Here is a 13,302-nt window from a genome sequence, read left to right as displayed (position 1 = left end):
TCACGGACGTCGAGGAGACGGATCGCATGGCCCTGTTGAAACGCCCACTATCTGAGATATGTGTCCCGATCGCGGTGAGTACAGGGACTCACGTACCGATATTTAACGCCGATTTCTCCACAATATGTCAGTAGTGGTGTGCGAGATACGGAGGATGAGACCAACACAGATTGGCTCTCTATCAGAGTTCTTTGAATCTCTCGATACAACCTTATTGATACGTTTCCAATAAACTCACATGGCCGACCGGCTCGACGACGACGCGAGTTCAGCTGAGATTGCGCGCTGGATGGAAGAAGACTTCTGGGAAGCAGTCACTGACGATATCGAGGAGATAAACGAAGACGTTAGCACTGACGAGTAAGACCGGTAAAATCGGCAGGCAAAACGATCACAACAGGTGTTTGCGATAAACTTCCTAATCGGATTCAAATATCTCGTTTATATCGATTAATGCGTACCTCGATCTTTCATACGTCTCGGAGAGTGCCTTCTCTTGAGCCTTCATTTTCTGATCAATTTTCTCTATTGGAGTTGGAGCATCCTTTGGTGGTAAATTCCCGATGAACCTCCCAAACATAAACAGTGCTCGCTCATAGTCCTCGGCCTTATTCTCTGGACAAGTCTGACTGAATCGTCGACAGAACGCACCGTACTGAGACACACTATTGCTCGCTTTACTGTACAACTGCTCTTCATCCCCTCGGATTCTCCAGAGGTAAACGTATGCGTTCCAAACCCGTCGGTCGTAAATCGGGAATTTCACGGAATATTGACCGGATTCACTTGCCATCAGATGGAGAAGGAATGCTGACGTGACAAGACTTTTTGAGTTTACTATCCCACGGTCCTGCAACTCATTTGACAGGGATTTAATTGCTTTTTCGGGGTCCAGAGTAGTGTAACTCTCTTGATCCAGTTGTTTGAGGAACTGATCTATCTGATCAAATTCGATACTTCGGTTCAACCCCTTCCAGTTCCAGAGACTCTCAACCCGATCTACCAAACTGGAGTGTTCCATCCCCCTCTCGTACTCTTCGGCGTAGTCCGTATAGACGGGGTATAATGAGGACCAATACTCAATATTCAAGGGAGGCTGTGTCATGACGCAGAATATTGCTTGGTCCCGGCAAATATATTTGGATCTCCCCATTCAGAGGTTCCCAAGAGACCGATCGCATCACAGAGACCGATCACCGTCGTCGGTCGTCGCCGTCGGCGTAGCGCAGGGATTGATGGGTCGGGCCGCCGACGGAAACGTATGGACGTGGCAGACCACACGTGGCCGGAGGTTGGCGAGTACGTCGGCGAGGAGTCCGTCGCGATCGTTCCGCTCGGCTCGACCGAACAGCACGGCCCGCACCTTCCGCTGTCGACCGATCACCTGATCGCCGAGGCGCTCGCGACCGCCGCCGCCGACCGCACCGGGTTCCTCCGGACCCCGACGATCGACGTCGGGGTGAGTCCGCACCACCGACAGTTCCACGGCACGCTCTGGGTCGATCCGCCCGCGTTCCGCGACTACGTCGAGAGCCTCACGCGGAACCTCGCGTACCACGGGATCGATCGGGTCGTGTACGTCAACGCTCACGGCGGCAACGTCTCGCACCTTCGCGAGGTGGGTCGCCGGCTTCACGAGGACGGGGTACTGTACGCGATCGAATGGATGTGGGACGAGTCGATCCCGGAGCTCGTCGACGAGCTGTTCGCGTACAACGGCCCCCACGCGGGACCGAAGGAGACGGCCATGATCACCCACATCGCGCCCGAACTGGTCCGGGGATCAGAGCTCGAGAACGCTCGTGACGGCGGGCTCGTCGACATCGAGCGCTCCGACGCGGTCGTTCACGGCGCACGGACGTACTACGACGCGATCGATAACTCGGCAAACGGCGCGTTCGGCGATCCGACAGACGTCACCCCGGAGAAGGCCGAGCGACTGTTCGAGGCGGCGGTCGATCAGCTCGTCGAACTGTTGGCGTGGCTCGATACACGGCGGTTCGAGGACCTGATGCCGGAGCCGCACGTGGACCGGGATCCCGATCTCGACTCGACCGCTGGTTCGGTTCCGTCCCGCCGGTCGAACTGATGGTCCCGCCGGTCGAACTGATGGTCCCGCCGGCCGATCGGATCACGCCGATCTGAGTACACCGCCAGAATCACTCCGTTCGTCGGTATCTATTTGACTATGCTGTGTGTACACATGTTACATGTCATCGGTGAACATGGGAACGAGCGCGTTCGACCGGTACCGCGAGCGCCTCAACGGGAAGCCGTACGTCTGTGATGCGTGCGGTCGCGTCGACAAAGACGGAACGTGGAGCGCGGTGACGAGCGGCGGACAGGTCGTGTACCGGCGACAGTGTCCCAGCTGCGGCGTCGAGTCGGTTCGGGACTACCGGCTACAGTGACGTCTTCGAGATGGTCGAACACATGTACGACGATATCCTGCTGCCGACCGACGGAAGCGACGGTATCGCGGCCGCCGTCGAGAACGCCTGTTACGTCGCTGATCTCGCCGATGCGCGGCTGCACGCGCTGTTCGTCGTCGACGCTCGGATCGCGGGTGCCACCGAGTGGGACATGGTGGTCGAACGCGAGGAGGAACGCGGCGAGGACGCCGTTGAAGCGATCGAGGCCGCCGGCGAACAGCGGGGGATACCGGTCGAGAAGCATCTCCGTCGCGGAGCGCCCCACGAGGAGATACTCGACGCGATCGACGACTACGGTGCCGACGTGATCGTGATGGGAACCCACGGGCGGACGGGGCTTGGGCGGTTCATGACCGCCGGCTCCGTCGCCGAGCGTGTCGTTCGCCACAGTGAGATCCCGGTGATGACCGCACGGGCTCGAAGCGATTGACGGAACGAACCGGTGGCACGCCGCCTACGGCGAACAGATGTCGTGGAGGTCCGCCAGTTCGTCGATCTCCCAGGTGGGCCAGACGTTCAGCTCCCAGTCGTCGCGGTGCGGGCGGCGGATGAACGCGGAGTCGATACCGGCGTTGTGGGCGGCCTCGACGTCGGACTCGTTGTCGCCCACGAACAGCGCGTTCTCGCCGCTCAGATCGGAGAGCGCCTGCTCGATGTAGTGGGGGTTCGGCTTGCGGAGTTGGAGGCTGTGGATCGTCGGCTCGCGACCGTACGCGGCACCGAAGCCGTCAAAGCCGTCGAAGTGGTCGACGAGGAAGTCGACGGTCTCCTGCTGGTTCGAGGAGACGATACCCATCTCGACGTCGAGGTCCGACAGCTCGTCGAGGTCGTCGTACGGCGTTTTACGCCCCTCGCGGGCCTCCTCCTGTTGGGCCTTCGAGACGGTGCTGTCGCGGGTGCGCCAGAACGTACCGGGGTCGAGATCGTACGTCTGACAGACGGTACCGACGCTACCGGGGGTCGCACCGATGGTCATCCGCTCTACGTCGTTCGGGTCCGGGTCGGTCACGCCGAGGTCCTCGAACGTTTTCCGGGTCGCGTCCCGGAGCACGTCGAATCGTGTGCGGCCGACGAGGACACCGTCGTTGTCGAACACGACGGTATCGTAGCTCATACACCGCGTTCGATCCCCGTATTTAAAAGTGTTTCACCGCCGGCGTCGTGGACGCGAGTCGCTTCCGAGCGGATCCGGAACGACCCCGCGTTAAACCCCACATATCGTCCGTTTCGAGTCGTATGCCCTCGATACCCGTGGTACCAAATGTCGCGAAGATTTATATGTCTTGGATGCCTAACTGTTAGTGAAGGAAACACGGCTGCGACGATACCGTTTTCACCCTCCTCGTCGCCGTCGCTTCAGTTCATCATGAGTTCACCACGATTCCGTGCTCACCAGCACACCGACACGCACGAACAGCACACCGACGCCGACGATCGGGATCGGACCACCGGCCGAACCGACGCCGCGACCCGAACGAGCGAACGCGCCGGAGAAGCGACGGAGGAGGAAGTCGTCTGTCCGGAGTGTGACGGCGACCTCCTGAACGAGGGTGCCGAAACCGTCTGTGCGGACTGCGGACTCGTCGTCGACGCCGACGAGATCGATCGCGGCCCCGAGTGGCGCGCGTTCGACAGCGCCGAGCGCGACGAGAAGAGCCGCGTGGGCGCGCCGACGACGAACACGATGCACGATAAGGGCCTCTCGACGAACATCGGCTGGCAGGACCGCGACGGCTACGGCAACGCGCTCTCGAGCAGCCAGCGCCAGAAGATGCAGCGGCTTCGCACGTGGAACGAGCGGTTCCGCACGCGCGACTCCAAGGAGCGCAATCTCAAGCAGGCGCTCGGCGAGATCGACCGCATGGCCAGCGCCCTCGGCCTCCCGAAGAACGTCCGCGAGACGGCCTCCGTCATCTACCGGCAGGCGCTCGACAACGACATGCTCCCCGGTCGCTCGATCGAGGGGATCGCGACCGCGAGCCTCCACGCCGCCGCACGCATGGAGGGTGTCCCGCGCTCGATAGACGAGGTCGCGCACGTCTCACGCGTCGACGACGAGGAGTTCAAGCGAGCGTACCGATACATCAACCGGGAGCTCAAGCTGGAGATCCAGCCCGCGGATCCCGAGAGCTACCTGCCGCGGTTCGCGAGCGACCTCGGCGTCCCGGACGAGACGGAGCGGCTCGCCCGCGAACTGCTCGCGGAGGCGAAGCGCCGGAACGTCCACAGCGGGAAATCGCCGGTCGGGCTCGCCGCCGCCGCGCTGTACGCCGCCGGCCAGCTCACCAACATCGATCTCACGCAGAGCGAGGTCAGCGAGGTGACCGAGATGAGCGAGGTCACCATCCGGAACCGGTATCAGGAGCTGCTCGAAGCCCAGGGGTCGACGTTCCCCGGCGGACCTGGCGAGAACGAGACGGAAGCGGCAGTGTGATCGGCTGATACGGAGGTGTGAGGCGACCTCCGTGACAGCGTAACGGCCCGACACGACGCTGCGTGTCGGTTGCAGGCGGCAGCTCGGTTCCGTGTATTTGGATCTGTGTACGTCCTCAATAGTCGATGCATTCGTCCCGAACCGCGATCAGTACGGATGGCTCGCGTGCCGACCAGCCCGATGACCTTCTCAATAGCTGTCGAGAGCACCGTGGGAGATACAGAGGATGCAGTCAGCACAAGAACCGCGTTGTTTCCTCCGGATGAATCCCGGGTCAGCCGTTAGAACGTGCCTGCGAACTGAACGAATCAGGGGCCGTCTCCAAGAGCGATGTCTTCGGAGCTTGTTGGTTGATCGATAGCCTTTGCAACTGATAGCAGAACACCGCTCTCAGAAGAGAGACCTGAAATACAGATCTGCTGGTTTTCACGCTGAAATTCGATGTGGGTCGCATCTTCGATTTTTGGAAGATGGTTATGTTCCAAGGAGATAATTATGTCCTCGTACTCGTCAGGTGGGACTGAATCGTGGGAAGATTGCGTTTCCCACTCGTGTATTTGTTTTACAAGCTCATCGATCGATACCTTTCCGTCTACTTGTTCGAGATAGTACAGTACGTATCGGCGACGTTCCTCGCTGAATAGGCTGAATACCTCATCTAACGATTCCATCCATGATCAAACGCGGAGCAGATTAATAGTTATTTGGTTGAAATTCTTCTTTCCATTCTAGTACCTCGTTTATCTATATTTATCACGCAACGACCTGTACAGAAGCGAGCAGAAGTACGACTGCAAGATATCGAGGTTCATTCAGCAGCGGCCTCTATCCCAGTGATCTCGAATTATGCCCCGCCCGCGATACCTTCGGTGACTCGGAGTTCCCAGTCATGGGCTTCGACTATCTGTTTGACGATGCTCAGTCCGAGGCCGGTGCCATCCTCACTTGTCGAATAGCCGGCTTCGAGGACGTCATCACGCTCGGTTGCCGAGGTTCCAAGGCCACCATCCTCGATGCAGATTCCAAGGCCACCATCCTCGACGTGAAATCCATGGTCTAGCGCTCCGACCGTTGGTGATTTTCACACCAGCACGTCGTCGACCTCCGGATTTAAGTTCCGCTCGGGCGATCTATCGAGTAATGTTCGACCCCGAGGAGCTCGCGGAGATCCGGGAGGCGAAGGCGGCGTGGGAGGAGGGAACCTACGGCGCGACCGTCGACCGGTTCGGGGAGCGTCTCGAGGAGTTCACGACTGACACGGGCGGGCAGCCCGTCGATCCCTTATATACGCCCGCCGACCTCGGCGACCACGACTACCGCGAGGACGCCGGCTTCCCCGGCGAGGAGCCGTACACGCGTGGCGTCTACTCGACGATGCACCGGGGCCGCCTGTGGACGATGCGCCAGTACGCGGGGATGGGCACGGCGGCCGAGACGAACGAGCGATTCAACTACCTGATCGAGGCGGGGTCCTCCGGGCTCTCGATGGCGTTCGACCTCCCGACACAGATGGGGTACGACTCCGACGCCGGGATGGCCGAGGGTGAAGTGGGCCGATCCGGCGTCGCGATCGATACGCTCGACGACTTCGAGACGGTTTTCGACGGGATCCCGCTCGATTCGGTGTCGACGTCGATGACGATCAACGCCCCCGCGGCCGTCCTCCTCGCGATGTACGTCGCGATGGGCGACGAGCAGGGCGTCCCGCGCGAGGAGCTCCGCGGGACGATCCAGAACGACGTCATGAAGGAGTACGTCGCTCGCAACCTCTACATCTACCCGCCGGAGCCGTCGATGCGGCTGGTCACGGACATCTTCGAGTTCTGTGCCGCGGAGACACCGAGCTTCAACACGATATCCATCTCGGGATACCACATCCGGGAGGCGGGGTCGACGGCGGCCCAGGAGGTCGCATTCACCCTCGCGAACGGGATCGAGTACGTGGAGGCCGCGGTCGATGCGGGACTCGACGTCGACGAGTTCGCCCCACAGCTCTCCTTTTTCTTCAACGCTCACAACAACGTGTTCGAGGAGGCCGCGAAATTCCGCGCCGCCCGCCGGATGTGGGCGACGATCATGGACGAACGGTTCGGTGCGGAGTCCGACGCCGCAAAACAGCTCAAGTTCCACACCCAGACCGGGGGCTCCACGCTCACGGCCCAGCAGATCGAAAACAACGTCGTCAGGGTCGCGTATCAGGCGCTCGCGGCGGTACTCGGTGGCACCCAGAGCCTCCACACGAACGGGAAAGACGAGGCGCTCGCGCTCCCGACCGAGAAGTCGGTCAGAACCGCGCTCCGGACCCAACAGATCCTCGCACATGAGTCCGGCGCGGCGGACACGATCGACCCGCTCGCGGGGTCGTACTACGTCGAGAGCCTCACGGACGGTATCGAGGCGGACGCGTTCGAGATCCTCGACGAGATCGACCGACGAGGCGGAGCGCTGGCCGCCGTGGAGAGCCAGTGGGTCCAGCGACAGATACAGGACGTCGCGTTCGAGCGACAGCGCGAGATCGAGGCCGGCGAGCGTGTCGTCGTCGGCGTCAACGAGTACGAGATCGACGAGGAGCCGGAGATGAACCTCGAGGAGGTCGATCCGGAACGGGAGGCCGCACAGCGCGAGCGACTCGCGGAGGTCAAAGCCGACCGCGACGACGAGGCGGTCGAGAACGCGCTCGCGTCGGTTCGCGAGGCCGCGCGCGGCACGGAGAACCTCATGCCCCCGATCGTCGCCGCCGTGAAGGCGTACGCGACGGTACAGGAGATAAGCGACGTGCTCCGCGAGGAGTTCGGGGAGTACAGGCCGAATCGATGACAGCCTCCCGTGGGACGCACTCGTCCGCCGGAACCCCGGCGCTCGGCAGCGCGTTCCCGTGAGCCGGGGTGCTCGGCAGCGCGTTCCCGTGGTTCGGGCTGCGACCGACTACGGTTCGCCGCCGAACGCGGTCGGCTCCTGCCACGCGTCCCGACCGGCGACGGTCCGCTGCGGGAAGGGGATCGTGATGTCCTCCTCGTCGAACCGCTCCTTGACGCGTTTCACGTAGTCGGCGCGGATCTTCACGAAGTCCGACCGCGAGGGATCGTCGATCCAGATCCGCGACTGGAGCCCGACGTACGAGTCCGCCAGCTCGTTCAGCCGGACCGAGGGACCGGGGTCCGCGAGGATCTCCTCGTGGTTCTCGGCCTCCTCGATGATTATGTCCGTGGCCGTATCGATGTCGTCGTCGTAGTCGATCCCGAACACGAACTTGAGACGGAGCCGCCCCTTCGCGACCGGATTCTTCACGACGCCGCTCGTGAGCGCGTGGTTCGGCACCGTGAGCAGTTCGTTGTCGAACGTCCGAACGCGAGTCACACGGAACGAGATGTCCTCGACGATCCCGGAGTTATCGTCCCACTCGACCCAGTCGCCGATCTTGAACGGCTTGTCCGTGTAGATGAACACGCCCGCGACGAAGTTGCGGATCACGTCCTGGAGTGCGAAGCCGATGGCGAGCGTCGCCGCCGCGGCGATCGTCGCCAGCGACCGGAGGAAGTCGTCGTAGCCGGCCGCGCCGAACGCAACGGTGAGACCCGCGAACAGCACCAGGAACGTCGCGATCTTGTTCAGAGGCCGTCGGGCGTGCGGTTCCAGTCCCTGTCGGTCGAGCACCCGCTCGACGAGCGGGTTGATGAGGGTCTTGTTGAGCAGGTACACCGCGAACAGGACGGCGACGAAGATCGCCGCGGAGACGACGAGCCCGGCCGCGGGACCCAGGAACGGCTCCAGGAACTCCTCTGCTGGAGCTACCTGCAGGCTCGACCGCGACGCCGACATCAGTGTAGTACCGCCGTGTTGCCGCGAGTCTCGATCAGGTCGGCGCCGACCGCCGTCGCCAGTTCCTCGGCGAGTTCGTCGGTCGAGGTCCCGCCGCGGGCGGCGCGGAGGAACTTCACCTTCACGAGCTTTCGGTCGTCCAGCTGATCGGACAGTTCGTCGACGACGGCGTCGATACCGCTTTTCCCGACCCAGACGGTGACGTCGAGGTCGTGAGCCTCCTTGCGAAGCTGCTGATCGCTCATACTCGGTTCACACGCTCGCTCGCATTGAAGCTTGAGATCTCAACTCGCGGACGGATCGCGGTCGGGACGGCGTCGTCAGGACGAACACACCGGCTCAGCCGTCGATTCGATAGACTCGAACCGCGTCGTTCTCGAAGGCGACCTCGCCGTGGTCGGCGAACGTGACGTCGCCGTACCGGGCCTCCTCCGTGGGTCCGACCCAGACGTACGCGACGTCGTACGCGTGGAGGACGGCTCGACGCTCCTCGGTGGTGCCCGCGTACGCGCGGTCGACGTCGGCGACGCGGTCGTAGTAGACCTCCTCGCCGCGGTAGCCGACCTGGTGGGCCCAGCCGGCGACCGTCGGAACGCCCGTCAGGCTGGAGGCGGGGTTCGCCCGCCAGGAGTACGTTCCGGGCACGGTCGAGTCCGCGGCGAGTCCCTCGGGTGAGCGGCTCGTTCCCGGAGCCTCCAGCAGCGTGTCCTCGTGGGTCGCGGTCGCGTCGAGCCACGCGATGGCCTCGGCCTCCGCCGGACGCTCGTCCGCCGCGAACGCCGTCGCGTGCAGCGTCCCCGCGTCGTGGCGATCGAAGTGCTCCGCGAGCGCGAATCCGGCGTACGGGGCCGAAAGAACCACGAGCGCGACGACGACGAGTTTGGCTGCCGTCGTCCCGTCGGGGAGCCGAGCGACCGCCGACCCAAGGGGGAGTCGATCGAGTCGACCCCGGACCGCGTGCCCGGTGGCGCTCCCGACCCCGCCGAACCCGCCTCCGAACAGTTCCGCGAGGACGACGCCGAGCGCGACGCCCCAGATCGCCCACACCTGGAAGTACACCTTGAAGACGGTGTTGAGACGACCGGGGCCGGCGGCTTCGACGACGTAGACGAGTTCGACGAGCCCGACGAGCCCGGCCCCGCCGACGACGAGCGCCGTCTCGAAGCCGACGTCGCGGCCGAGCCGGAGCGCGACCCAGCCGAGCGCCACCAGGGGGACGACGATCGCGACCGCGTGGAACCCGGAGAGCACGGCGACGGCGACGAGCGCAGCGATCGCCACGAGGATCGGACCCGTTCCGTCGGTGCTGGCGGGGCCACCGCGTCCGTCCCCGGGGCCGTCGGTTCCGTCCCCGGGGCCGTCGGTTCCACCCCTCGAGTCGACGGTCCGACCGACGAGGTACGCGCCGAAGCCGGCGACGAACACGCCGTGTACGAGGAGGAGTTCGGTCAGCCCCGATCGGTCCGCGGCGGCGAGCAGCGCGGGCTCCTGCCCGGTCGACGCGCCGAGGAAGAACGGCGATCCGATCAGGAACCCGAGCGTACCGGCAACCCCGGTCACGGCGAGCGCGCCGCCGGTGCGTTCGAGTTCGGTCGCGAGCGTCCTCGATCGGAGCCGCGAGCGGATCGACGACCATGCCTCGGGGCCGCGGGGGAGCAGTGACACGGGGGTCGCAGGTGCGAACGCGAGCGCGAGCCAGACGATCCCGAACACCGTCGGGAAGTCCCACGTGTGGATGACGATCTGCGTCCCGCCGAGCAGCGGGACGACCCCGAACACGAGGACGCGCCGTCGCCGGAGCTCCGTGGCGGGCGTCAGCCAGTACGCGTACGCGACGGCGGCGGCGAGCAGGAGGAACGGTGCGCCCATCATGTGAGCGTGGAGGTCGCCGTTGAGGAACGCGAAGAAGGGGAACTCGTTTATCGTCCCGTCGATCACGCGGCTCGCGTCCCAGTAGGAGAAGCCGCCGACGCCGGACCGGAGGTCCGCCGCCGATACCCGGCCCGCCGCGGCGGCCTCGGCGAACCGATCGCCTGAATCCCCCGGTAGTATGCCCGCGACCGCCTGGATCGCGGTGACGAGGTTCCCGGCGAGCCCGACGAGGAACGCGGCGGCGACGCCGGCTCGGAACCCGTTCGTCCCGGGTGGGGTCCCGCGATCGCCCCGCGTACGGCTCCGATCGGTCGCGATGGCCCGAGCGAGCTCGAACGCGGCGGCGACGAGACAGGCATAGAAGCCGGCGAGCGCGAGGTTGTACGCGAACGCCGGACCGGTTCCGGTCAACAGCGCCAGCAGGCCGGCGGCGAGGTGACCGCCGTAGTAGTAGTTCAGCGTCTCGCCGGCGAACCAGACGTCGTAGATCGGCACGGCGTCGGCTCGAAGCACCGATCGGAGGAGCCCGTAGTCGAGGAACTTCTCGCCGCCGGCCGCGTTGATCGCGGGGTCGGCGCTCCGGACGAGCGCCACGAGGAGGAACGCTCCCACGAACACGATCCCGGAGGCGACGACCGCACGCCGGTCGACCGGCCCGATCCCCTCGGCGAGGCGAAGCTCGCGCCGACGGAGCGCCTCGCGGTCGAGGCCGACGGCGGCGGAGACGCCGGCGAGCGTGGCGAGCGCGAGCCAGAGCGTCGGTCGGCCGAACCCGACTCGGCCGGCCCAGTAGCCGACGACGACGAACGCGAACAGCGCGATCGTCGGGGCGAACCCCGCGCCCCGACCGGGGAACGACCGGAAGAGGCGGGCGCAGAGCGGAAACGCCAGCGCGGAGAGGGCGGCGAACGCGAGGAGCCACCACGCGACCAACACGTACTCCATGCGTGTGGGACACGACCCCGCGACTATACCGCTTCGGGTTCGTGCTCGACGGGCGGACGTGGATCGGAGCGGACGTGGATCGGAGCGGACGTGGATCGGGGCGGGCGTGGATCGGAGCGGACGTGGATCGGGGCGGAATCGGACGCCATGACTTCGTCGACGGGCCGCACTCGCCCGTCGACGAAGTCAAACCGCTTTTCACCCGGCGAGACGCACCCCCATCCATGTCTCTCGGGATCGTCGTCCCCGCGTTCCGTCCGGACGTCGACGCGCTGGGCTCGTACGTCCGCGAACTCGACGACCGGCTCTCGCCGGAGACGATCCGGATCGAGCTCGACGATCCCGCCGCCGGAGCCGTCGACGCGCTCGCCCACCTACCCGCGACGGTCAACGCCGTGCCGGCACGACGCGGGAAGGGCGCGGCGGTCACGGCCGGGTTCGAGGCGCTCGACACCGACACGCTTGCGTTCGTCGACGCCGACGGCGCGACGCCCATCGAGTCGGTGTCGGCGGTCGTCGACCCGGTTCTGGGCGGCGACGTTGCTCTCGCGGTCGGCTCACGCAGGCATCCCGGCTCCGACGTGACCCACCATCAGGGCAACCTTCGCCGGCTGCTCGGCGACGGGTTCGCGTGGCTCGCGCGTCGGCTCGTCGGCGGGTTCGGTGCCCGACTGTACGACTATCAGTGCGGTGCGAAGGCGCTGTCCGCGGACGTCTGGCGGGTCGTCCGCGACCATCTCCGTGAACCGGGATTCGCGTGGGACCTGGAGCTGCTCGCGGTCGCCGGCGCGAGCGGGTTCCGGATCCGAGAGGTGCCGGTCACCTGGGAGGACAAGCCGGGATCGACGGTCGCGCCGGTTCGGGACGCGCTGTCGATGTTCGCCGGGCTCGTCCGTGCCCGCCACCGTGCCGGCGTCGTCGCCGGGAGCCGGCTCCACCGGTCGATCGCGCGCGATCCCGGACCGTCGCTCGTCGACCGGGCGGCGGACCCGCGGAGGCAACGGTGATCGACCGGTCCGGGGTGATCGGATGAACGGGATACTCGACGAGCTGACGACCCGACGGCGGTTCGGCAAGTTCGTGTCGGTGGGACTGGTCGGTGCCGCCGTCGACCTGTCTCTCTCGGCGACGCTGACGCTCGGCACCGCGATCTCGCCGGTGATCGCGAAAGCCATCGGCGCGGAGGCGGCGATCGTGGCGATGTTCCTCATCAACGACCGCTGGACGTTCCCGGCCCACGGAATCGACGGGACCCGTGCCAAGCTCCGACGACTGGTGCGATCGAACCTCGTTCGGTCCGGCGGGCTCGGCGTACAGCTGCTCATCGTCTTCGTGTTGACCCGGCAGGACGTCGTCGTCGTCGTCGCCGGCACGAACGTCTGGAACGCGCTCACGATGCCGATCGCGATCGGCTCCGCGTTCCTGATAAACTACGTCGCCGAGAGCCTCTTCACGTGGCGGGTCGCGTCCGGCGACGGTTTATAAATGGTCGGTCGAAAACGATTTATAAGTAAACGCGCGAGGAACCCGCATACGTGGGTCGGATCAGAACCCTTATCAGTCGCACGGGATTCTGATACGATAGCGGGATGGGATAGCCAGGAGATTCCGCCGGGCTCATAACCCGGAGATCGGTAGTTCAAATCTACCTCCCGCTACTTCTCCACCGACGCGACGTCACTCTCCGAGCGTCGTTTCGCTACCCTCCGAGCGTCGCTTCGTCATCGCTCGGAGCGTCGCTTCGTCATCGCTCGGAGCGTCGCTTCGTCATCGTCCCGATAGCCGGCGTCGACCCGGAGT

15 protein-coding genes and 1 tRNA gene are annotated in these 13,302 nt (G+C 64.7%); 9 read left to right on the top strand and 7 right to left on the bottom strand.

Annotated features, from left to right (window positions below; translation table 11 throughout):
* The first annotated feature begins 238 nt into the window (after positions 1-238).
* Entirely contained in the window at positions 239-364 is a 126-nt protein-coding gene (locus ACNSN7_RS00745; protein WP_418279936.1) for a hypothetical protein, read from the top strand.
* Positions 365-418: 54 nt separating this feature from the next.
* On the opposite strand, the gene ACNSN7_RS00740 is transcribed toward ACNSN7_RS00745, so the two are convergent.
* The gene (locus ACNSN7_RS00740; protein WP_418279935.1) at positions 419-1,105 is read right to left on the bottom strand and encodes a hypothetical protein; all 687 of its coding nucleotides are present in this window, start codon (positions 1,103-1,105) and stop codon (positions 419-421) included.
* A gap of 156 nt (positions 1,106-1,261) precedes the next feature.
* Here ACNSN7_RS00740 and ACNSN7_RS00735 point away from each other — a divergent pair, with 156 nt between their 5' ends.
* The 3 genes from ACNSN7_RS00735 to ACNSN7_RS00725 all read left to right on the top strand — a co-directional run bounded on the left by ACNSN7_RS00735 (position 1,262) and on the right by ACNSN7_RS00725 (position 2,862).
* Entirely contained in the window at positions 1,262-2,089 is an 828-nt protein-coding gene (locus ACNSN7_RS00735; protein ID WP_418279934.1) for a creatininase family protein, read from the top strand.
* A 121-nt stretch (positions 2,090-2,210) separates the two neighbouring features.
* On the top strand, positions 2,211-2,411 hold the full coding sequence (locus ACNSN7_RS00730) for an HVO_0649 family zinc finger protein (protein WP_418279933.1): 201 nt from the start codon (positions 2,211-2,213) through the stop codon (positions 2,409-2,411).
* Between the two features lie 22 nt (positions 2,412-2,433).
* On the top strand, positions 2,434-2,862 hold the full coding sequence (locus ACNSN7_RS00725; RefSeq protein WP_418279932.1) for a universal stress protein: 429 nt from the start codon (positions 2,434-2,436) through the stop codon (positions 2,860-2,862).
* Between the two features lie 24 nt (positions 2,863-2,886).
* Here the strand turns inward: ACNSN7_RS00725 and ACNSN7_RS00720 are convergent, their stop codons facing one another.
* Positions 2,887-3,546: an HAD family hydrolase gene (locus ACNSN7_RS00720; protein ID WP_418279931.1), complete on the bottom strand. Its 660-nt coding sequence runs from the start codon at positions 3,544-3,546 to the stop codon at positions 2,887-2,889.
* A 252-nt stretch (positions 3,547-3,798) separates the two neighbouring features.
* Here ACNSN7_RS00720 and ACNSN7_RS00715 point away from each other — a divergent pair, with 252 nt between their 5' ends.
* Positions 3,799-4,866: a transcription initiation factor IIB gene (locus ACNSN7_RS00715; protein WP_418279930.1), complete on the top strand. Its 1,068-nt coding sequence runs from the start codon at positions 3,799-3,801 to the stop codon at positions 4,864-4,866.
* A 308-nt stretch (positions 4,867-5,174) separates the two neighbouring features.
* On the opposite strand, the gene ACNSN7_RS00710 is transcribed toward ACNSN7_RS00715, so the two are convergent.
* Together ACNSN7_RS00710 and ACNSN7_RS00705 are read right to left on the bottom strand one after the other, a co-directional pair.
* Positions 5,175-5,537: a DUF7344 domain-containing protein gene (locus ACNSN7_RS00710; RefSeq protein WP_418279929.1), complete on the bottom strand. Its 363-nt coding sequence runs from the start codon at positions 5,535-5,537 to the stop codon at positions 5,175-5,177.
* Between the two features lie 173 nt (positions 5,538-5,710).
* A complete protein-coding gene (locus ACNSN7_RS00705; protein WP_418280194.1) occupies positions 5,711-5,881 on the bottom strand; it encodes an ATP-binding protein in 171 nt (56 codons plus the stop codon).
* Positions 5,882-6,006: 125 nt separating this feature from the next.
* Between ACNSN7_RS00705 and ACNSN7_RS00700 the strand changes: the two genes are divergently transcribed.
* Entirely contained in the window at positions 6,007-7,683 is a 1,677-nt protein-coding gene (locus ACNSN7_RS00700) for an acyl-CoA mutase large subunit family protein (RefSeq protein ID WP_418279928.1), read from the top strand.
* 108 nt (positions 7,684-7,791) lie between these two features.
* Here ACNSN7_RS00700 and ACNSN7_RS00695 read toward each other — a convergent pair whose 3' ends face one another.
* The 3 genes from ACNSN7_RS00695 to ACNSN7_RS00685 form a co-directional block, all read right to left on the bottom strand.
* Entirely contained in the window at positions 7,792-8,685 is an 894-nt protein-coding gene (locus tag ACNSN7_RS00695) for a mechanosensitive ion channel family protein (RefSeq protein WP_418279927.1), read from the bottom strand.
* A complete protein-coding gene (locus ACNSN7_RS00690; protein ID WP_418279926.1) occupies positions 8,685-8,930 on the bottom strand; it encodes a YhbY family RNA-binding protein in 246 nt (81 codons plus the stop codon). Before ACNSN7_RS00690 ends, ACNSN7_RS00695 begins: the two co-directional genes overlap by 1 nt.
* Positions 8,931-9,024: 94 nt before the next feature.
* Complete coding sequence (locus tag ACNSN7_RS00685) at positions 9,025-11,502, bottom strand: DUF2298 domain-containing protein (protein ID WP_418279925.1); 2,478 nt, start codon at positions 11,500-11,502, stop codon at positions 9,025-9,027.
* A gap of 224 nt (positions 11,503-11,726) precedes the next feature.
* Between ACNSN7_RS00685 and ACNSN7_RS00680 the strand changes: the two genes are divergently transcribed.
* The 3 genes from ACNSN7_RS00680 (at position 11,727) to ACNSN7_RS00670 (ending at position 13,160) form a co-directional block, all read left to right on the top strand.
* The gene (locus tag ACNSN7_RS00680; protein WP_418279924.1) at positions 11,727-12,509 is read left to right on the top strand and encodes a glycosyltransferase; all 783 of its coding nucleotides are present in this window, start codon (positions 11,727-11,729) and stop codon (positions 12,507-12,509) included.
* Between the two features lie 22 nt (positions 12,510-12,531).
* The gene (locus ACNSN7_RS00675) at positions 12,532-12,987 is read left to right on the top strand and encodes a GtrA family protein (protein ID WP_418279923.1); all 456 of its coding nucleotides are present in this window, start codon (positions 12,532-12,534) and stop codon (positions 12,985-12,987) included.
* A 98-nt stretch (positions 12,988-13,085) separates the two neighbouring features.
* Positions 13,086-13,160, top strand: a tRNA-Met gene (locus ACNSN7_RS00670).
* The last annotated feature ends 142 nt before the right edge of the window (positions 13,161-13,302 follow it).

It is taken from the genome of Halorubrum rarum, from assembly GCF_048380895.1.
Lineage (GTDB): Archaea > Halobacteriota > Halobacteria > Halobacteriales > Haloferacaceae > Halorubrum.
Note: the sequence above shows the minus strand (reverse complement) of the source record. Positions and strands in the feature narration are given on the sequence as shown.

Excerpts from the sequence above, each read along its gene's own strand:
- ACNSN7_RS00710 (WP_418279929.1), bottom strand. The coding sequence starts at position 5,537 with ATGGAATCGTTAGATGAGGTATTCAGCCTATTCAGCGAGGAACGTCGC.
- ACNSN7_RS00735 (WP_418279934.1), top strand. The coding sequence starts at position 1,262 with ATGGACGTGGCAGACCACACGTGGCCGGAGGTTGGCGAGTACGTCGGC.
- ACNSN7_RS00675 (WP_418279923.1), top strand. The coding sequence starts at position 12,532 with ATGAACGGGATACTCGACGAGCTGACGACCCGACGGCGGTTCGGCAAG.
- ACNSN7_RS00685 (WP_418279925.1), bottom strand. The coding sequence starts at position 11,502 with ATGGAGTACGTGTTGGTCGCGTGGTGGCTCCTCGCGTTCGCCGCCCTC.
- ACNSN7_RS00690 (WP_418279926.1), bottom strand. The coding sequence starts at position 8,930 with ATGAGCGATCAGCAGCTTCGCAAGGAGGCTCACGACCTCGACGTCACC.
- ACNSN7_RS00720 (WP_418279931.1), bottom strand. The coding sequence starts at position 3,546 with ATGAGCTACGATACCGTCGTGTTCGACAACGACGGTGTCCTCGTCGGC.
- ACNSN7_RS00740 (WP_418279935.1), bottom strand. The coding sequence starts at position 1,105 with ATGACACAGCCTCCCTTGAATATTGAGTATTGGTCCTCATTATACCCC.
- ACNSN7_RS00680 (WP_418279924.1), top strand. The coding sequence starts at position 11,727 with ATGTCTCTCGGGATCGTCGTCCCCGCGTTCCGTCCGGACGTCGACGCG.
- ACNSN7_RS00745 (WP_418279936.1), top strand. The coding sequence starts at position 239 with ATGGCCGACCGGCTCGACGACGACGCGAGTTCAGCTGAGATTGCGCGC.
- ACNSN7_RS00725 (WP_418279932.1), top strand. The coding sequence starts at position 2,434 with ATGTACGACGATATCCTGCTGCCGACCGACGGAAGCGACGGTATCGCG.
- ACNSN7_RS00700 (WP_418279928.1), top strand. The coding sequence starts at position 6,007 with ATGTTCGACCCCGAGGAGCTCGCGGAGATCCGGGAGGCGAAGGCGGCG.
- ACNSN7_RS00715 (WP_418279930.1), top strand. The coding sequence starts at position 3,799 with ATGAGTTCACCACGATTCCGTGCTCACCAGCACACCGACACGCACGAA.
- ACNSN7_RS00695 (WP_418279927.1), bottom strand. The coding sequence starts at position 8,685 with ATGTCGGCGTCGCGGTCGAGCCTGCAGGTAGCTCCAGCAGAGGAGTTC.
- ACNSN7_RS00730 (WP_418279933.1), top strand. The coding sequence starts at position 2,211 with ATGTCATCGGTGAACATGGGAACGAGCGCGTTCGACCGGTACCGCGAG.